This window comes from Antarctobacter albus, assembly GCF_900101505.1.
Classification (GTDB): Bacteria; Pseudomonadota; Alphaproteobacteria; order Rhodobacterales; family Rhodobacteraceae; genus Antarctobacter; species Antarctobacter albus.
The window spans coordinates 83,515-101,435 of the sequence record NZ_FMZI01000002.1 but is presented as its reverse complement, the minus strand read 5'-3'; the positions used below and the strand labels follow the sequence as shown (position 1 = coordinate 101,435).

The 17,921-nt window shown below is 65.8% G+C and carries 16 protein-coding genes; 9 read left to right on the top strand and 7 right to left on the bottom strand.

The features are described 5' to 3' along the window. Positions 1–85: 85 nt before the first annotated feature. From BLQ71_RS03575 to BLQ71_RS03555, 5 genes are all read right to left on the bottom strand, one after another. Positions 86–1,252 (bottom strand): M20 aminoacylase family protein, encoded by a 1,167-nt coding sequence (locus BLQ71_RS03575; RefSeq protein ID WP_074620739.1) that lies wholly within the window; start codon positions 1,250–1,252, stop codon positions 86–88. 53 nt (positions 1,253–1,305) lie between these two features. Then, positions 1,306–2,649, bottom strand: coding sequence for an NAD(P)/FAD-dependent oxidoreductase (locus BLQ71_RS03570; protein WP_074620738.1), 1,344 nt, complete (start codon positions 2,647–2,649; stop codon positions 1,306–1,308). A 163-nt stretch (positions 2,650–2,812) separates the two neighbouring features. Continuing rightward, positions 2,813–3,973, bottom strand: coding sequence for an acetylornithine deacetylase (gene argE / locus BLQ71_RS03565; protein WP_074620737.1), 1,161 nt, complete (start codon positions 3,971–3,973; stop codon positions 2,813–2,815). Positions 3,974–4,209: 236 nt separating this feature from the next. After that, complete coding sequence (locus tag BLQ71_RS03560; protein ID WP_043143302.1) at positions 4,210–4,407, bottom strand: hypothetical protein; 198 nt, start codon at positions 4,405–4,407, stop codon at positions 4,210–4,212. A gap of 131 nt (positions 4,408–4,538) precedes the next feature. After that, positions 4,539–6,383, bottom strand: coding sequence for an ABC transporter ATP-binding protein (locus BLQ71_RS03555; RefSeq protein WP_069208516.1), 1,845 nt, complete (start codon positions 6,381–6,383; stop codon positions 4,539–4,541). A 252-nt stretch (positions 6,384–6,635) separates the two neighbouring features. Here BLQ71_RS03555 and BLQ71_RS03550 point away from each other — a divergent pair, with 252 nt between their 5' ends. From BLQ71_RS03550 to BLQ71_RS03530, 5 genes are all read left to right on the top strand, one after another. Next, on the top strand, positions 6,636–8,333 hold the full coding sequence (locus tag BLQ71_RS03550) for a peptide ABC transporter substrate-binding protein (protein WP_069208517.1): 1,698 nt from the start codon (positions 6,636–6,638) through the stop codon (positions 8,331–8,333). A gap of 104 nt (positions 8,334–8,437) precedes the next feature. Continuing rightward, positions 8,438–9,445 carry an ABC transporter permease gene (locus tag BLQ71_RS03545; protein ID WP_043143296.1) on the top strand — a complete coding sequence of 336 codons (1,008 nt, stop codon included), beginning with the start codon at positions 8,438–8,440 and terminating at the stop codon, positions 9,443–9,445. Next, a complete protein-coding gene (locus BLQ71_RS03540; protein WP_069208518.1) occupies positions 9,438–10,427 on the top strand; it encodes an ABC transporter permease in 990 nt (329 codons plus the stop codon). The genes BLQ71_RS03545 and BLQ71_RS03540 overlap by 8 nt, the downstream gene beginning before the upstream one ends. 58 nt (positions 10,428–10,485) lie before the next feature. Next, a complete protein-coding gene (locus BLQ71_RS03535; protein ID WP_074620736.1) occupies positions 10,486–11,016 on the top strand; it encodes a DUF1697 domain-containing protein in 531 nt (176 codons plus the stop codon). Between the two features lie 207 nt (positions 11,017–11,223). Beyond that, a complete protein-coding gene (locus BLQ71_RS03530) occupies positions 11,224–12,273 on the top strand; it encodes a YeeE/YedE family protein (protein ID WP_043143291.1) in 1,050 nt (349 codons plus the stop codon). 197 nt (positions 12,274–12,470) lie between these two features. On the opposite strand, the gene BLQ71_RS03525 is transcribed toward BLQ71_RS03530, so the two are convergent. Continuing rightward, positions 12,471–13,772 (bottom strand): DUF3422 family protein, encoded by a 1,302-nt coding sequence (locus tag BLQ71_RS03525; protein WP_074620735.1) that lies wholly within the window; start codon positions 13,770–13,772, stop codon positions 12,471–12,473. A gap of 145 nt (positions 13,773–13,917) precedes the next feature. Continuing rightward, a complete protein-coding gene (locus BLQ71_RS03520) occupies positions 13,918–14,355 on the bottom strand; it encodes a DUF6314 family protein (RefSeq protein WP_074620734.1) in 438 nt (145 codons plus the stop codon). Positions 14,356–14,521: 166 nt separating this feature from the next. On the opposite strand from BLQ71_RS03520, the gene purB reads away from it, so the two are divergent. From purB to BLQ71_RS03505, 4 genes are all read left to right on the top strand, one after another. Next, entirely contained in the window at positions 14,522–15,832 is a 1,311-nt protein-coding gene (gene purB, locus BLQ71_RS03515) for an adenylosuccinate lyase (protein WP_074620733.1), read from the top strand. A gap of 5 nt (positions 15,833–15,837) precedes the next feature. Then, entirely contained in the window at positions 15,838–16,326 is a 489-nt protein-coding gene (locus BLQ71_RS03510; protein WP_069208522.1) for a DUF4396 domain-containing protein, read from the top strand. Between the two features lie 120 nt (positions 16,327–16,446). Continuing rightward, positions 16,447–16,605, top strand: coding sequence for a hypothetical protein (locus BLQ71_RS26280; protein ID WP_157903776.1), 159 nt, complete (start codon positions 16,447–16,449; stop codon positions 16,603–16,605). A gap of 241 nt (positions 16,606–16,846) precedes the next feature. Beyond that, entirely contained in the window at positions 16,847–17,899 is a 1,053-nt protein-coding gene (locus BLQ71_RS03505) for a flagellar motor switch protein FliG (RefSeq protein ID WP_043143730.1), read from the top strand. Positions 17,900–17,921: the final 22 nt, after the last annotated feature.

Below are 17,921 nucleotides of genomic sequence, written 5' to 3'. Positions count from 1 at the left end.
TGCGGTTATGGATGCCAACATATGCACCGGCGTCCGGGGCGCAACCACGACCGCGCGTCGCCCCGCCCCCGGGGCCCCGCGCTGCTTACGCCAAGGGCATCCGCGTCTCGGCCAGGGTGGCAAACCAGCTGGCCCCCACCGGCGCGATGCTGTCGTCAAAGTCATACCCCGGGTTGTGCAGGTCGGCGCTGTCGCCATTGCCGATAAAGACAAAGGCGCCGGGACGCACCCGCAGCATGTCGCCGAAATCCTCGCTGCCCATGACGCGCGGCGCCTCGCGGTTCACATGGCCGGACACCGCCTCGCCCGCATCGGCAGCCAAATCCGCCTGCGCCTCGGCATTCACCAGCGGATCGACCCCCTCGATGTATTCCATCTCCACCTGCGCCCCGTGGGCCAGGGCGGTGGCCTCGGCGATCTGGCGGATACGGGTGCGGATCATCTCGCGGTCGGTGACATCGTACTGCCGCACAGTGCCGATCAGCGTCACCGCATCGGGCAGCACATTGTAGGTGAAGGTCTCCGACTTCATTCCGCAGACGGAAATCACCACCGCGTTCTGCGCGTTGATGTCTCGCGAGGGGATCGAGTGCAGCGCGGTCACGATCTGGGCGGCGGCAAGATTGGTGTCCACCGCCAGGTGCGGCATGGCGCCGTGCCCGCCCTTGCCCGTCACGCGGATCTCGAACTTGTCGGCGGAGGCCAGGAAGGGTCCGGGCCGCGTGGCAAAATGGCCCGGCGTCAACCCCGGCCAGTTGTGCATGGCATAGACCTCGTCGACCTCGTAGCGGTCGAACACCCCGTCCCCGATCATCGCCTTGGCCCCGCCGCTGCCTTCCTCGGCAGGCTGGAACAGCGCCACGACTGTGCCATCGAAATTGCGCGTCTCGGCGAGATAGCGGCAAGCGCCCAGCAGCATGGTCGTGTGGCCGTCATGGCCGCAGGCATGCATCTTACCCGGTATGGTCGAGGCATGATCCGCCCCGGTCTGCTCGAGGATCGGCAGCGCGTCCATGTCGGCCCGAAAGGCGATGGTGCGCCCCGACCCGTCCTGCCGGCCACGGATCACCGCCACGACGCCGGTCTGGCCCACGCCCTGGATCACCTCGTCACAGCCGAACCCCCGCAGTTTTTCGGCCACGAAACGCGCGGTCTCATGTTCCTCGAAGCGCAGTTCGGGATGGGCATGCAGGTGGCGGCGCCATTCGGTCAGGTCCTCCTGCCAGTCGGCGATACGGTTTTTCATGGGCATCGGGTTTCTCCTTTGCCCGTGATCCTGCGCCCATGCGGCCCCCTCTGCAAGCCTCAGAGATTGGGGCCGGGTTGCAACCGCGACCCGTCAAAGAAGCGCGACATGCGGAACCGCCCCAGATCATGGCCCGGATCGCGCCCGGTGGCGAGGTCCACCGCCACCCGGCCAAAGCCCGGCCCGATGCCGAACCCATGCCCGCACATGCCCGTCACCACCGTCAACCCGGGAATTTGCGCGACGGTGTCCACCACCGGCACCACGTCCGGCAGCACGTCGATCATACCCGCCCAGGTGTCCTTTGCCCGGACCGGCGCCGCATCGGGATAAAGCTGGCCAAACCGCCGGGTGATCTCCGAAACCTTGCCGCCGTTAGGTGCGGGATCGAGGATGCGCATCCACTCGAACGGGCTTTCCTCGGCCCCGCTCCAGTGGCGCGGGGTGGAAAAGGCATCGGGCCAATGGCGCGGTTGCGGGCCGCGCGGGTGGATGTCGAATTCGCCGGTCATGGCCAGCGGCAGGTAATGGTGCAGGTGCCGCAGAACATCCGGACCAAGGTACAACTCGCCAAAGGCGGCAGGCGCCAGCGTGAACCCGCCATCGGCGCGCGGACGAAAGGCCAGCCGGTCGTCCACCGCCGCCGTCCCAACGACCGGCGGCAAGGGCTGCGTGGCAAGCGCGGTCGAACGCACCGAAAGCTGCGGAATGTCCACCCCGTGCCGGCGCAGGAACAGCGAGGACCAGGCGCCCCCGGCCAGCACCACCGCCTGCGTGCGGATGCGGCCCCGTTCCGTGATGACCCCGGCCACGCGCCCCGCCTGCCGGTCCAGCCCACGCACCGCGCAGCGCTCGGAAATCGCCGCGCCCTCGGCCCGTGCCAGCCGCGCGAGCTCCGGCACCGCCACCCAGGGTTCGCCCTTCATGTCGGTGGGCGTGTGCAGGGCGCCGATCCAGGGTCCGCGCGGATAATCCAGCAGCCGCAGCATCTGCGTCCGCCCCAGCAATTCCGAACTGACCCCAAGCCCCCGAGCCTCGTCCAGCCAGCCTTCGAAAGCCACCATCTCGGCCTCGTCACGGGCAAGATAGCTGACCCCCAGGGTGCGCGTGCCCAGGCGCCCGCCACAGTCGGCATCCAGCGCCTGCCACAGATCCTGCGCCTCTTGCGCGATGGGAATCTCGGCCATGTCGCGGCCTTGCACCCGGATCCAGCCCCAGTTGCGCGAGGATTGCTCTCCTGCCACCCGGCCCTTTTCCAACAGCACAACCTTCAGCCCGCGACGTGCCGCGAACAGCGCGGTGGACACCCCGATCACCCCGCCGCCGATCACCGCAAGGTCGACGGCCTCGGGCAATGGATCGGAGAATTCGACCTGTCCCATCTCGTGAAAGGGGAACGTCATCGGCACCTCCCATGCCCGGATGTGGCGCCTGCACCCGCCGTCGTATTGGGGTATTTGGACCAAGAAGAAGCAAAAGGCGCGCGCCCCTGTTTCTTCTTGGCGAAAATACCACCGGGGGTGAGGCCGAAGGCCGAGGGGGCAGCGCCCCCTGCCGGCGCGTCGGTCATGCCAGGTGCTCCAGCAGGCGTTCCATGAACCGCTGGCCTTCCTGGAACTGCGCCAGGGTGATGTACTCGTCCGGTTGATGCGCGACGTTGATGCTGCCGGGACCGCAGACCACGGCCTTGTAGCCCGCGACCTGGAAATGGCTCGCCTCGGTGCCGTAGCTGACGAAGGTCTCCGAGTTGTCGCCGGTGATCTGGCGAACCAGCGCCTCGGCGGTGTTGTCCGTTTCCGGGGCAAAGGGCGGCAGGCTGAATTTCTCTTCCAGCTCGATCCCGGTCTCGGGGCGGATCTTCTGCATCTGCGCGGTGAGCTCGGCAGCCTTGTCCTCGGTCAGGCGGCGCCATTGGTCCAGCGTCTCGCCCGGCACCACGCGATAGCCGAAGCAGAACTCGCAGTCCTTGGCCGAGATGTTATGCGCCGTGCCGCCCCGGACCTGGCCGACATGGACATTGGTGTAGGGCGGGTCGAAAAGTCCCGCCATGTCCCGCGGCTCTGCCGCCTGCAGCGCGGCGTTCAGCTGGTTGGCCCATGTGATCATCTCGGCGCCCCACATGATCGCGCTGACGCCGGTGTGCAGCAGCGAGCTGTGCACCTCGAAGCCGTGGACGTGCACCCAGTAGGTGACCCCTCCCTTGTGGCCGGTCACCGCCTTCATCATCGTGGGTTCACCGACGATCACGTCGCGGGCGCGCGGCAGGCCGGACATGGCCTCGATCAGGGGGGGCGCACCGGCGCAGCCGATTTCCTCGTCGTAGGACAGGGCGATCTGCAGCGGGCGCGTGACACCGCGCCGTTTCGCCTCGACAAGGGACCAGATCGCCAGCGCGTCGAACCCCTTCATGTCGGTGGTGCCGCGCCCGTAGAGGCGGCCGTCCTTCTCGATCACGGTGAAAGGATCGGTGGACCAGTCCTGCCCGTCGACCGGCACCACGTCCGTATGGCCCGAAAGCACCACACCGCCCTCTTCCTCGGGCCCCACATGGGCAAAAAGCGCCGCTTTTTCCGGCTCGTCCGGCTTGACATGGCGCCCGGCCTCGATGCCGTGCGAGGCAAGGTACTCCTGCACCCAGTCGATCAGCGGCAGGTTGGTGTCGCGGCTGACGGTGGGAAAGCTCACCAGCTTGTCCAGCAGCGCGCGGGGGGACAGCACCTCGGCCATTCTCACCTCGTTCTTGATGTGTCGGATGGCACATGCCTGTCACGGCGGGGCGACATCCGCAAGCATCGAGGCAGCCTCGTCCCGGAAACCGAGGCCGCGTTTCTGCCGAGGGCAAAATCCAGCCCGCCGCGGTCAGCGATCCGCCCCCTCGCAGGACCGGACTGGGTGGAATCGAAACGAAAAAAGCCGGCCCCGCGCAGAACGGGACCGGCGTTTTCCTGCAGGGAGACCTGCGGTCAGTTGGTGCCGGACGCGGCGGCCACACCCATGACGATGGCGCCCAGGCCGAACAACACGATCAGGGGCGAGATGTCATCGTCGCTCATCGCCTGCGTGCTCACGAACGGGTCCTGCGCCTCGGGGGCCTGTTGCGCCGAAACGGCGCCCGAAGCTGCAATGGTGGCGGCAACTGCGACGGCAGCGATACGGTTCATCGTTTTTTACTCCTCAACCTGTACCAGAGGACATCGACACTGGCAGGTCGAACAATCCTAAGCAACAAGAATTGATCAGAAATGCACCTTAAGCGTGTGGAAGATGCATCCTTATCACATCTTCATGTCCGTCAATACCCGCTGTCCGTGATCAACACCTTGTGGCCCGGGCTGACCTCCTCGTATTCCGAGGGCGCGGGCTCGTAGTCGACCGGGTGGATCGGCGAGGGGATCGGCTTGAAGTTGAGGTCCTTTTCCGTCTTGCGGCGGCGCGGGTCGGCGATTGGGACCGCCTTCATCAGGGCCTGTGTATAGGGGTGACGCGGGTCTTCGAAGACGGCGCGGCGCGGCCCCAGCTCGACGATCCGGCCCAGGTACATGACGCCGACATAATGGCTGACACGTTCGACCACGGCCATGTCGTGGCTGATGAAGAGATAGCCCAGCCCCATGTCCGCCTGCAGTTCCATCATCAGGTTGATGACCTGCGCCTGCACCGAGACGTCCAGCGCGCTCACCGCCTCGTCCGCGACGATCAGGCGGGGCCGCAGGGCCAGGGCGCGGGCGATGGCGATGCGCTGGCGCTGACCGCCCGACAGTTCGTGCGGATAGCGGCGCATGAAGCTGCGCGGCAGTTCGACCCGGTCAAAGAGCTGCGCGACGTGATCGGAGACCGCGCTGCCGGTCTCGATGCCGTAATTGTGTATCGGCTCTGCCACCTGGTCGGCCAGCTGCAACTGCGGGTTCAGAGAGGCAAAGGGATCCTGAAAGATCATCTGCATGTCGCGCCGCGCCTCGCGCAGCCCGCTGGTGCCCAGGGCCATGACGTCGGTGCCATCAAGGTCGACCTTGCCCGCCAGCGGTTCGACCAGCCTCAGGATGGACCGTCCGGCAGTGGACTTGCCGCAGCCGGATTCCCCCACGAGGCTGAGCGTCTGGCCCTTGTTCAGGGTAAAGGACAGGTCCTCGACCGCGTGCACATTGGCCACGGTGCGGCGGAAGAAACCGCCCTTGACCGCAAAGCGCGTGGTCAGCCCCTCGACCGTCAGCAGCGGTTCATTGGTGCCGGGGATCGGTTTCAGGTCCTGGTCGGTACGGCCCACCAGCTTCATCGGTTCGGGCAGGTCCTTGCCCGTCATCTCGCCCAGCTTGGGGACAGCGGCCAGCAGGGCCCTGGTGTAGGGATGTTTCGGGTTCTCGAAGATCTCCTCGACGGTGCCTTCCTCGACCTTGTTGCCGCGGAACATGACCACGACCTTGTCCGCCATCTGGGCGACCACGGCCATGTCATGGGTGATGAACATCACGGCGGTCCCGGTCTCGCGCTTGAGCCGGTCCATCAGGGCGAGGATCTCGGCCTGGATCGTCACGTCGAGCGCGGTGGTCGGTTCGTCCGCGATCAGCAGGCGCGGCTTGCAGGCCATCGCCATCGCGATCACCACGCGCTGCCGCATCCCGCCCGACAGTTCGTGCGGGTACTGGTTCAGGCGCCGTTCCGGTTCCGGGATGCGCACCTCGCGCAAGAGCTCGACCGCCCGTTCCTCGGCCTGTTTCGCGCTCATCCCGCGGTGGACGCGCAGCCCCTCTGTCAGCTGCTTCTTGACCGTGAACACGGGGTTCAGCGCGGTCATCGGCTCCTGGAAGATCATGCCGATCTCGTTGCCGCGGATGTCGCGCATGTGCTTCTGGTCGAGAGTGCGCAGGTCGACCTCGCCGCCATCCTTGCGGTCGAACAGCAGCCGGCCGCCGGCGATGTCGCCGCCGCCGTATTCCACCAGCCGCATCAGCGAAAGCGAGGACACCGATTTGCCGGAGCCGGATTCGCCCACCACGCAGACCGTTTCCCCCGGACCGATGTCGAAACTGACGTCCTCGACACCGACGACCGGCCCGTCCTTGGTCTGGAACTCCACCCGCAGCTTGTCGATCCGCGCGATCGGTCCTGCGGTCTGCGAGTTCGGTGCGCTGTCCAGCATTGTTGCGTGCTCCCCATGTCCTGAAGGCAAAGGCTATGGGCTGCGCAGGTCCGCTGTAAAGACCCGCAGTGCTTTTACGTTAGGCAATGCTTGCATTTTGCGCATGTTCTGCTTTCGATGGGGAACGGGTGGGGTTTCCGGTTCATCGATGTGCAAATGGCGGTTGCAATCGCCGGCGCATCTGACCGACCATCCCATCACAACGAAGGGGCCGGGCAAGACATCCGGTCCCGACCAACATGGAGTGATATCATGAGACTCAAGACCCTGATGCTCGGGGCAGCCGCCGCCGTTGCACTGGCTCCCGCAGCCTTTGCCGAGCGTGCGTCTGACGGCGACGTCAAGATCATCTACTGGCAGGCTCCGTCGATCCTGAACCCGTTCCTTTCGGGTGGCACCAAGGACGTCGAATCCTCGTCGATGATCATCGAACCGCTGGCACGCTACAACGAGATGGGTGAACTGGTGCCCTGGCTGGTCGACGAGATCCCCACCGTTGCCAATGGCGGTGTCTCCGAGGACCTGACCCAGATCACCTGGAAACTGAGCCCGGGCATCCTGTGGTCGGACGGCTCGCCGCTGACCTCCGCAGACGTCAAGTTCACCTATGAATACTGCACCCACCCCGAGGGCGGCTGCGCGCAGGTCACCAAGTTCGAGGGCGTGACCTCGGTCGAGACGCCGGACGAGTCGACCATCGTGGTCACCTTCGAAGGTCCGACCCCGAACCCCTACGGCCCCTTCGTCGGCGGTGAAAGCCCGATCCTGCAGAAGGCCCAGTTCGAGAACTGTGTCGGCGCCGCGGCCTCGACCTGCACCGAGCAGAACTTCAACCCGATCGGCACCGGCCCCTTCGTCGTCACCGAGTTCAAGCCGAACGACGTGATCACCATGAAGGCCAACGACAACTACCGCGACCCGGCCAAGCCGGCCTTCGCCACCGTGACCTTCAAGGGCGGCGGTTCGGCGGCCGCGGCGGGCACCGCCGTGATGGAAACCGGCGAGTTCGACTATGCCTGGAACCTGCAGCTGGCCCCCGATGTCATCGCCAAGATGGAAGCGGGCGGCATGGGTGTGCCGGTGGCCGGCTTCGGCCCGCTGCTGGAACGCATCATGCTGAACAACACCAACCCCGATCCGGCGCTTGGCCCGGACGAACGGTCGGTGATCCGTCCGCACCCCTTCCTGGGTGATCCGGCGGTCTACAAGGCGATGTCGATGGCCATCGACCGCAACCTGCTGGTGGAAATCGGCTATGGCCAGGCCGGCCGCGTGTCCTGTTCCTGGGTCCCCGCCCCTGCCGCCTTTGCCGCCGACATCGAAGGCTGCGACGTGCAGGACATCGAGGGCGCCAAGAAGATGCTGGACGATGCGGGCATCGTCGACACCGACGGTGACGGCATCCGCGAGAAGGACGGCGTGCCGCTGTCGATCGTCTACCAGACCTCCGTCAACGCTGTCCGCCAGGACTTCCAGGCGCTGATCAAGGACTGGTGGGAACAGATCGGCATGGAAGTCGAACTGCGCTCGGTCGATGCATCGGTCTTCTTCGGTGGCGACCCGGGTTCGCCCGACACCTTCCAGAAGTTCTATGCCGACGTCGAAATGTACGCCAACACCTTCAACGGCACCGACCCGCAGGCCTACCTGGGCAACGGTCTGTGCGACAAGGCACCGCGTCCGGAAACCCAGTGGCAGGGCGAGAACATCAGCCGCTTCTGCGACGAGGAATACGACGCGCTGCACAAGCAGCTGTCCGAGACCGCCGACATGGCAGAGCGCCAGCGCATCGGCCGCGAGCTGAGCCGCATGGCCTTCGAGCGTGGCGCGATGATCCCGCTGGTCCACCGTGGCCGCCTCTCGGCACATTCCAACAGCCTCGGCGGCGTCAAGCTGAACGTCTGGGACAGTGAGCTGTGGAACGTGGCCGACTGGTACCGGATCGACTGATCGGCTGAAAACCGGGGCGCGCCCGGCGCGCTCCTTCCGCAGGCCGGACCCACTCCGGCCCGGCCTGCCCCCGGCTCCAAAGCCGCAAAAATCAGAGGCGTTTGATGCTCTCCTACGCGACGCGACGTCTGGTCCTTTCGATCCCGACGCTTCTCTTCATCAGCTTTGTCATCTTCATGCTGCTCCAGCTTGCCCCGGGCGACCCGATGGCGCAGGTGCCGCTCACCGTACCCGCCGAGGTCAAGGAAAAGATGCGACAGGCGCTCGGGCTGGGGGAACCCCCGCTCGTGCAATATTGGAAATGGCTGGTGCAGGTCTTCTGGACCGAACCCAAGGTCTTTATCGACTGGGCCTTCGGAACCAACATGACAGAGGGCGCGCAACGCGTGATCTCGTGGCAGACACGGTCGCCGGTCATGGACATCATCATCCAGCGCATTCCGCAGACACTCTGGGTGGTCGGCACGGCCTATGTCGTCGCCATCCTGATCGCCATCCCGGTGGGCGTCTACTCGGCCTACAGGCAGTATTCGGTCTTTGACCAGGCGGGCACCTTCGTGACCATGATCGGTTTCTCGATCCCGCCCTTCTTCACCGGCCCGCTGCTGATCGTGATCTTTTCCGTCCAGCTTGGCTGGTTCCCCTCGATCTACGACACCACCCATGTCGTGAACGACTGGGCCAGCTTCAAGGTCCAGCTCAGCCAGATGATCATGCCGGTCATGGTGCTGGCGCTGCAGATCACCGCCCAGCTGAGCCGCTACATGCGCGCCTCGATGCTGGACAACCTCAACCAGGATTACGTCCGCACCGCCCGCGCCAAGGGCCTGTCAGAGGCGATCGTGGTCAATGTCCATGTCGTGCGCAACTCACTGATCCCGGTCGTGACCGTGATCGCGCTGGGGGTGCCGGCCATCTTCGGCGGCGCCATCATCACCGAACAGGTGTTCAAGGTGAACGGGATCGGCCAGCTGCTGATCACCGCGCTTTTCGCCAACGACCTGCCGATGGTCATGACCCTGACCTTCATCTTTGCCGTGCTGATCGTGCTCTTCAACCTTGTTGCCGACATCCTCTACGGCCTGCTCGACCCGAGGATCCGCTATGACTGACAACACCACCCCCGCGGACGAGCCATTGCAGGCCATCCAGGCCCTGCAGGACAAGGAACCGTCGAAACCGCCACGGTCCCGCGCCAAGGACGTCTGGGACCAGTTCCGCAAGCACAAGGGCGCCATGTTCGGCCTGGGCTTCCTGATCTTCATCACCCTGGCGGTGCTGATCGGCCCCTGGCTGTACCAGGTCGATCCGCAAAAGATCGACATCCGCAACAAGGACTTCCGTCCGATCTATGTCGCGCTGTGGGATTCCGATGCGCGGACCGGATGGAACAAGCCCTTCGGGTCCGACCAGCTGGGCCGTGACCAGCTGGCGCAGATGATCGCCGGAGGCCGCGCCTCGATGGCGGTGGGCTGGGCGGCGATGATCCTGAGCCTGGTGATCGGCACCGCCGTCGGCGTGGCGGCGGGCTTCTTCAAACGGCTGGACGGGTTCCTGATGCGCATGACGGACCTGTTCCTCTCGCTGCCGATCCTGCCCCTGCTCCTGTTGGCGGTGACGCTGTTCCGACAACCACTGAGGGCCAACTTCGGGCCGGAGGGGGGCATGTTCATCCTGATCGTCACGATGATTGCCATCACCTCGTGGATGCCGACGGCGCGGATCGTGCGGGGCGACATCCTGGCCATCAAGGAACGCGAGTTCGTGCTGGCCGCACGCTCGATCGGGACAACCCAGTTCAAGATCATCAGGCGCCACCTGCTGCCCAACGTCCTGTCACCGATCATGGTCTCGGCGGCGCTGGGTCTGGCCACGGCGATCATCACGGAATCGGCCCTGTCCTTCCTCGGCGTTGGCTTCCCCTCGGACTTCCCGACCTGGGGCAAGATGCTGGCCGACGCCGTTGTCCGGATGGAGGAATTCCCGGAACGCGTGCTGCTGCCCGGCATCGCCATCTCGCTGACCGTGCTCTCGGTCAACTACCTGGGCGACGGGCTGCGCGACGCGCTGGACCCGCGCATCCGGGGCCGGTGAGCCCTGGCGCGATGACACCCACAGGGACCGGCGGCGCAAACCGCCGGTCTTTTTCGTGATGCCGGTCTATGCCGCCTTCCTGCGCGCGGTGAATGTCGGCGGCACCGGCAAGCTGCCGATGGCGGACCTGCGCGCCATGATCGAAGGGATCGGCGGCACCGATCCGCAAACCTGGCTCGCCAGCGGCAACGCGGTCTTTGCCCATGACGCCCCGGCGGCAGAGGTCAAGGCGCGTCTGGCGGCGGTGCTGGAGACCTACGCCGGCAAGCCGGTCGGCGTCATGATCCGCGACCTGACCCAGCTTGACGCGGTCCTCTCTGCCCTGCCCTTTCCCGGTGCCGAGCCGAAACAGTTGGGCCTTCTGCTGAGCGACGATCCGGTGCCGCAGGACGCCGCCGCCAAGGCAAAGGGGCTGACAACCGAAAAGATCATCCCCGGTCCCGGCGTGCTCTATATCCATTATCCGCAGGGCATGGGCCGGTCGAAACTGGACCATCCGGCGATGCGGACGGGAACGATGCGCAACCTCAACACGGTGCAAAAACTGCGCACGATGCTGGCAGAACACCCGGGGGCGAAAAAAGAATAACCCCACGGCGCGCGGCCCGATGCCCCGAACAGGCGCCCGCCCCGGCGCGGGCGCCCGGATGACGATTTCCCACCTGGCAGGCGGAACCGGGAAACTGTCCCGGTTCCGCAGGTGGCCCATAAGGATCATGTGCTTGCCTTGTGGCGCTCGCCCCCTCATTTGGGACAAAATTCCTGTTTCCCGACTACCCGCACCCCGGAGGCTGCCATGTATGAATCGCTGGGTTTCGACACACTCACCGCACCGCAGGCCGCGGTCTGGTTCGCGCTGATCCTCGGCGCCGCCTTTGGCCTCCTGGCCGAGCGGACGCGGTTCTGCTTTCGCCGTGGCCTTGTCGGCGAGGACCGGCGCGCCGCGCTTGGCGTCTGGCTGACCGCGCTGGCCTTTGCGCTGGTGGGCACCCAGGCCGCCGTGGCGATGGACTGGATCAGCTTCGGCGACCACCGCTTCATGGCGAGCGACCTGCCGGTGGCGGCCATCCTCGTCGGTGGTCTGCTCTTCGGCGCGGGCATGGTGCTGACGCGCGGCTGCGTTTCGCGGCTGACGGTCCTGACCGCCTCGGGCAACCTGCGCGCGCTGACCGTGCTGGCGGTTTTCGCCGTGGTCGCCCATGCGACGCTCAAGGGCGTGCTGGCCCCGGTGCGCACGACCCTGGCGCAGACCACCCTGCCCCTGGGCGAGACCACCAGCCTTGCCGCCCTGCCTGGTGGTGCCGCGCTCTGGACCGCGCTGCTGGCCGCCGCAGCACTGGCCTATGGGCTGCGCTCGGGCAACCGCTGGCAGGCGCTCGTGGGCGGTGCGCTCATCGGCCTGCTGGTGCCTCTGGGCTGGGTCGGTACGGGTTTCATCCTCTATGACGATTTCGACCCGATCGCGATGCAGAGCCTCGCCTTCACCTCCACCTGGTCGGACACGCTGTTCTGGACTGTCGCCTCGACCTCGATCCCGGCGGGCTTCGGCGTGGGCCTGATCGGCGGCGTCTTCCTGGGCGCCTTCGTCTCGGCCCTGGCGGCGCGCCGCTTCCAGTGGCAGAGCTTTTCCTCCCCGGCAGAGACCGGCCGCTACCTGGCCGGTGCCGCGCTGATGGGCGTGGGTGGTGTCCTGGCCGGCGGCTGCACCGTGGGCGCGGGCCTCTCGGGCGTGCCGACCCTCTCGGTCGCCGCATTGGCTGCCCTGGGCGCAATCACAGTGGGCGGGCTGGTGACCAATGCCCTGCTCTCCGCCGCCCCGCGCGGCGCGCTGCAACCGGCGGAATAACCCTTCCTTGACCCAAACCAGAACGGCCCCGGAGACTTCCGGGGCCGTTCTGGTTTGTGCCAGCAGCCACATGGACAGGGGCTCAGCCTGTTCCCTGGTGACTCCGGAAGCGAACCAACAGGCGCAGCCTGTCCCAAGGGTCGGTGGGCGGGCGCCTTTGCGCCAAGGCCGCAAACAGTCCCGTCCCGGCGGCCCGCCTAAAGGTCCGGCCCGCCGCCTTCCATGTGGTGCCGGATACGGCGGATCATCAGCCAGACCACCGCCACCACCGGCAGCGTCAGTATCGCGGTCATCATGCCCTTGCTGATCCCCAGCAAGTCCGCCACCGGGTACATCAGGTATCCCGCCAAAGAGACCGCGTAGTAACTGATCGCCACCACCGACAGCCCCTCGACCGTCTTCTGCAATTGCAGCTGCAGCTCGGCGCGCTTGTCCATGCTTTCCAGCAGTTGCTGGTTCTGCGCCGAACGTCCCACCTCGACCCGGGTGCGCAGCAGGTCGGCGGCGCGGGTGGCCCGATTGGTCATGCTTTCCAACCGGCGCTCGGCGCTTTTCACCGTGCGCATGGCCGGGTCATAGCGGCGCATCATGAACTCGGAAAAGGTCTGCCGGCCCTGGAACCGTTCCTCGCGCAGCACCTCGATCCTCTGGCCCACGATGGCCTCGTAGGCGCCGGTCGCGCCCAGCCGGAAGGACATGCGCGCCGACAGGCTTTCCAGCTGGGCCGAAACCTTGAGCAGCGCCTTGAGCGTGCCTTCCTCCTGGCCGTCCTCGTCGGTCATGATCTGCATCAGCCGGGTCAGCTCGGTGTCGATCTCGCCCAGCCGTGGCGAGATCTCGCGGACGCGGGTAAAGCCCAGCATCGACATGGCCTTGTAGGTCTCGATCTCGCAGAGCCGTTGCACGATGCGCCCCACCCGGCGCTGGCCGATGCCCTCGCGCACGAAGATGGCAAAGCGCTGGTGCCCCGCCGGATCGATTCGGAAATCACCCGCAATCACCGCGTCGCCGTCGATCACCTCGCTGACCGCCACGCTTTCGGGCACCAGCCAGTCGTGCAACTGGCGGCTGATGGCGGTGTCGTCGGCGGGGCGTTCGTCGATGCGCAGCATGGCAGATGTCACACGCACGCCCGGCGCGCGGGCCAGCCAGTCCGGCGGGAAGACATCGAAATCCGCCGGATCGAAGGCGCGATCGCCCAGCCCCGGCATGAAGACCGTGTAGGTCACGAATTCCGTATGCTGTTCCCATTTCAGCATGAATTGCCCGATCCGGCCCTGGTAATGCGTGGCGCCGGGCTGGGGATGCGGGGTCTCGTGCCGGTCGAGCAGGTCGATCAGATGCGCCAGGTCCGCGCCCCGGTCCCGGGCGGCGGCGTCCTTGGGCTGCTTGATCGCCAGGTAGATCGCCCGGCACGGCGCCGTGAGCGAGGGAAAAGGGCGCGCGTGCAACTCGTTGGCCAGCTTGAAGCGCAGCGGATGGTCCTGGATGGGCGGCATGGGGTGGACTCCGGTTATCGGGCGCAACATGAATTGCTGCAGGTGCAAAGTAAAGATGATAAACGGCGCCTTTTCAGTGCCTTATATGAATGCGACCGTATACATTGCCGTTGCGGCAAGCGGGTCGTGCCATAGACACGGCCTCTCATGACCCCGATCCCCCTGGCGGCGTGTAGCGGGTCAGGCTCTGGTAGGCCTTGCGCGGGCCGGAGACACGCCAGCGCAGCGACCAGCGCGGCCACTCCGAGAAATCATAGACCCCATCGTATTGATCCGGCGGACACCAATGCGCGACCGCGCCACCCTGGGCCGGCACCTGGTGGAACAGGCGGCCATCCTCGAAGTAGACGGTCAGGTCGGCGTCCCAGCGATAGCTGCGCTCTGCCGGATAAGGCCCCTGCCCGCCCAGCCAGAACTGCCCGCGTTCACAATAGATCGCACCGGTGCCATCGGCCTGCCAGCGGGCCGTGCCCTCGAACCGGCCCCGGGCGCCATCGTCCTGCCGGATCTGCCGGCTGACCTGCCAGACGCCGAGGAATGCCCCGAGGTCCCGCGCCACCACCGTGCCTGATTGCCCTGTCATCTTGCCGTCCCCGCCGGATTCCAGAGTGCTAACACGCGGCACCGCCCCGGGGAAAGCCACAGCCGCCCTGTTCCCTATCGTCGCGGCGCACCCGCCCCCCTATTGCCGATACATCCCCGGCGGCGTATGGCACCCCAACGTCGCAGTCCCAGCCGAGAGGTCCGCCATGATCCCCCGCTATTCCCGTCCCGAGATGGTCGCCATCTGGAGCCCCGAAACCAAGTTCCGCATCTGGTACGAGATCGAGGCCCATGCCTGCGACGCACAGGCCAACCTTGGCGTGATCCCGAAAGAAAACGCCGAGGCCGTCTGGAAGGCCAAGGATGTCACGTTCGACATCGACCGCATCGACGAGATCGAGCGCGAGACCAAGCATGACGTCATCGCTTTCCTGACCCACCTGGCCGAGCACGTGGGCAGCGACGAGGCGCGCTTCGTCCACCAGGGCATGACCTCGTCGGACGTGCTGGACACCTGTTTCAACGTACAGCTGGTGCGCGCCAGCGACATCCTGATCAAGGATCTCGAAGGCCTGCTGGCGGCGCTGAAGAAACGCGCCTACGAGCACAAGGACACGGTGCGCATCGGGCGGTCGCACGGCATCCACGCCGAACCGACAACGATGGGCCTGACCTTTGCCCGCTTCTACGCCGAGATGGACCGCAACCAGAGCCGGATGCGCGACGCGCGGGCCGAGATCGCAACCGGCGCCATCTCCGGCGCCGTCGGCACCTTTGCCAACATCGACCCGGCGGTCGAAGAACATGTCTGCGACCAGATGGGCCTCGTCCCCGAGCCGATCAGCACCCAAGTCATTCCGCGCGACCGCCACGCGGCCTTTTTCGCCACGCTGGGCGTGATCGCCAGCAGCATCGAGAACGTCGCCATCGAGATCCGCCACATGCAGCGGACCGAGGTGCTGGAAGCGGCAGAATTCTTCTCGATGGGGCAAAAGGGTTCGTCCGCGATGCCGCACAAGAAGAACCCGGTGCTGACCGAGAACCTGACCGGCCTTGCCCGGCTGGTGCGCATGGCGGTGATCCCTGCGATGGAGAACGTGGCGCTCTGGCACGAGCGCGACATCTCGCATTCGTCGGTTGAGCGGAACATCGGCCCCGATACCACGATCACGCTGGATTTCGCCCTGCACCGCCTGACCGGCGTCATCGACAAGCTGCTGGTCTACCCGCAGAACATGCTGGACAACATGAACAAGTTCCCCGGCCTTGTCATGTCGCAGCGCGTGCTGCTGGCGCTGACCCAGGCCGGTGTCAGCCGCGAGGACGCCTATCGCCTTGTGCAGCGCAACGCGATGAAGGTCTGGGATCACCGGACCGACTTCCGCGAGGAGTTGCTGGCCGACGAAGAGGTGCGCGCGGCGCTCTCCGAAGAAGAGATCAACGAGAAATTCGACCTTGGCTATCACACCAAGCATGTCGACACGATCTTTGAAAGGGTGTTCGGCGACCCTACCTGAGGGGTATGGAACATCAAGAGCATACCCCTGCGCATCACGGGGATGCGCAGGACGACACGCATGACACCCACGCCACATGGCCCGCCGCCTTCTGGGCGACGGTCCATTGTGCCACCGGCTGCGTCAGCGGCGAAGTTCTGGGGCTGATGATCGGTGTGTCGCTGGGGCTGGGTCCCTGGCCGATCATCGCCCTGACCACCTCCCTGGCGCTGCTCTTTGGCCTGACACTGGCCTCTGTTCCGCTGGCGCGGCGGCTGGGGGTCGGAGTGGGCGCTGCGCTTGGCATGGTCTGGCTGGGCGAGACGGTGTCGATCCTGACGATGGAAGCGGTGATGAACGCCGTCGACTATCTCATGGGCGGCATGACCTCCGGCACGGTCTGGAGCACGGCCTTCTGGCTGTCGATGGGCATTGCCATCCCGGTCGGCTTTGTGGCCACGCTGCCGGTCAACTATGTCATGATCGGCCGCGGGATCGCGAAACACGATCACTGAGCGCCCCGAAACCGGGCAGGTTTTCGGGATGTTGCGCGGGCATGGCCCCGCAGGGCAAGTTTGTTTTTGTCAGCCGCCCCTTGCGTGCTACCCTTTCGGATACACGCATACAGGAGGACCATGAAGATGAAGCTGAAGATGATCTTCGCCGCGACGGCCCTTATTGTGGCACCGGCGCTTTCGATGGCTTGTCCGGCCCATACCAAGCAGGCCATGAGCTGTGCCGACGGCATGACCTACGACCAGGAAAGCCACAGCTGCGTGGTGATCGCCAGCTGACGGCCAGAGGCGCCACAGGGTGCCGGACAGGACTTTCGCGGGCGGCCCATTGGGCTGCCCGTTTCGTTTCGCCCCCTCGGTTCTGCCCTGCCGCGTCTTTATGATCGCTAAACTGGCCCGGAAATTTACCAACAATTGCAGGCGTTTCCCGAGGCGATTTCCGGCATCGGGCTTAACGGGCCGGAAACCTTGTGGCGTTACCCCTTGGCCAAAGCCCAACAACATGGTCGGAAAGAACCGGATGTCCGCACTCGCTGCCCTGCCTGCCCCATCCGCCCCCGGTGGCAAGCCCCGTCTCAGCCGCAAGGCCAAGGCCGCCATCATCGTGCAATTCCTGCTGAACGAAGGCGCCGATGTGCCGCTGGCCGCGCTGCCGGACGAATACCAGGCGGAATTGACCATGCTCCTGGGCAATATGCGCTACGTCGACCGCGAAACTCTGAATGCCGTGGTCGAGGAGTTCTCGAACGAACTCGAATCGGTCGGTCTCGCCTTTCCGGGTGACATGGCCGGTGCGCTGAACGCGCTGGATGGCAAGATCAACCCGCATACCGCCATGCGTCTGCGCAAGGAAGCAGGGGTCCGCCAGACCGGCGATCCCTGGGCACGGATCAACGCGCTGGACGTGGACCAGATCAAGACTCTGGTAATGTCTGAAAGCATCGAAATCGCCGCCGTCATGATGTCCAAGATCGCCGTCGGCAAGGCGGCGCAGGTGCTGGCGAAACTGCCGGGCGACAAGGCGCGGCGGATCTCCTACGCGGTGTCGATGACCACGGGCGTGACACCCGACGCGGTGGACCGGATCGGCCTCAGCCTGGCGGCGCAGATCGACGCTGAACCGCCCAAGGCCTTCAAGGCCCGGCCCGACGAACGGCTGGGCGCCATCCTGAACTATTCCAACACCGCCGTGCGCGAGGAACTGCTGCAGAACCTCGAACAGGAGGACGCGGCCTTTGCCGAGGCGGTGCGCAAGGCGATCTTTACCTTTGCCAACATCCCGGAGCGGCTGAACCCGATGGACGTGCCCAAGATCACCCGCGACGTGCCGCCGGACACGATGGCGCTGGCGCTGGCGGCCGCGAACCAGGGCACCCCCGAAGAGATGAAGGCGGTCGAATTCCTCTATGCCAACATGTCCAAGCGCCTGGGCGAGAACCTGCGCGAAGAGGCCTCTGGCCTGGGCGAGGTCAAGGCCAAGGTCGGCGAAAAGGCGATGGCGGCAGTGGTCAGCGCGATCCGCGACCTGGTCTCGGTGGGCGAGATCGAGCTTGTGACCCCCGACGAAGAGTGATGACCCCGCCCCTTGCCGCCCG

Excerpts from the sequence above, each read along its gene's own strand:
- BLQ71_RS03575 (WP_074620739.1), bottom strand. The coding sequence starts at position 1,252 with ATGCCCATGAAAAACCGTATCGCCGACTGGCAGGAGGACCTGACCGAA.
- BLQ71_RS03570 (WP_074620738.1), bottom strand. The coding sequence starts at position 2,649 with ATGACGTTCCCCTTTCACGAGATGGGACAGGTCGAATTCTCCGATCCA.
- argE (WP_074620737.1), bottom strand. The coding sequence starts at position 3,973 with ATGGCCGAGGTGCTGTCCCCCCGCGCGCTGCTGGACAAGCTGGTGAGC.
- BLQ71_RS03560 (WP_043143302.1), bottom strand. The coding sequence starts at position 4,407 with ATGAACCGTATCGCTGCCGTCGCAGTTGCCGCCACCATTGCAGCTTCG.
- BLQ71_RS03555 (WP_069208516.1), bottom strand. The coding sequence starts at position 6,383 with ATGCTGGACAGCGCACCGAACTCGCAGACCGCAGGACCGATCGCGCGG.
- BLQ71_RS03550 (WP_069208517.1), top strand. The coding sequence starts at position 6,636 with ATGAGACTCAAGACCCTGATGCTCGGGGCAGCCGCCGCCGTTGCACTG.
- BLQ71_RS03545 (WP_043143296.1), top strand. The coding sequence starts at position 8,438 with ATGCTCTCCTACGCGACGCGACGTCTGGTCCTTTCGATCCCGACGCTT.
- BLQ71_RS03540 (WP_069208518.1), top strand. The coding sequence starts at position 9,438 with ATGACTGACAACACCACCCCCGCGGACGAGCCATTGCAGGCCATCCAG.
- BLQ71_RS03535 (WP_074620736.1), top strand. The coding sequence starts at position 10,486 with ATGCCGGTCTATGCCGCCTTCCTGCGCGCGGTGAATGTCGGCGGCACC.
- BLQ71_RS03530 (WP_043143291.1), top strand. The coding sequence starts at position 11,224 with ATGTATGAATCGCTGGGTTTCGACACACTCACCGCACCGCAGGCCGCG.
- BLQ71_RS03525 (WP_074620735.1), bottom strand. The coding sequence starts at position 13,772 with ATGCCGCCCATCCAGGACCATCCGCTGCGCTTCAAGCTGGCCAACGAG.
- BLQ71_RS03520 (WP_074620734.1), bottom strand. The coding sequence starts at position 14,355 with ATGACAGGGCAATCAGGCACGGTGGTGGCGCGGGACCTCGGGGCATTC.
- purB (WP_074620733.1), top strand. The coding sequence starts at position 14,522 with ATGATCCCCCGCTATTCCCGTCCCGAGATGGTCGCCATCTGGAGCCCC.
- BLQ71_RS03510 (WP_069208522.1), top strand. The coding sequence starts at position 15,838 with ATGGAACATCAAGAGCATACCCCTGCGCATCACGGGGATGCGCAGGAC.
- BLQ71_RS26280 (WP_157903776.1), top strand. The coding sequence starts at position 16,447 with ATGAAGATGAAGCTGAAGATGATCTTCGCCGCGACGGCCCTTATTGTG.
- BLQ71_RS03505 (WP_043143730.1), top strand. The coding sequence starts at position 16,847 with ATGTCCGCACTCGCTGCCCTGCCTGCCCCATCCGCCCCCGGTGGCAAG.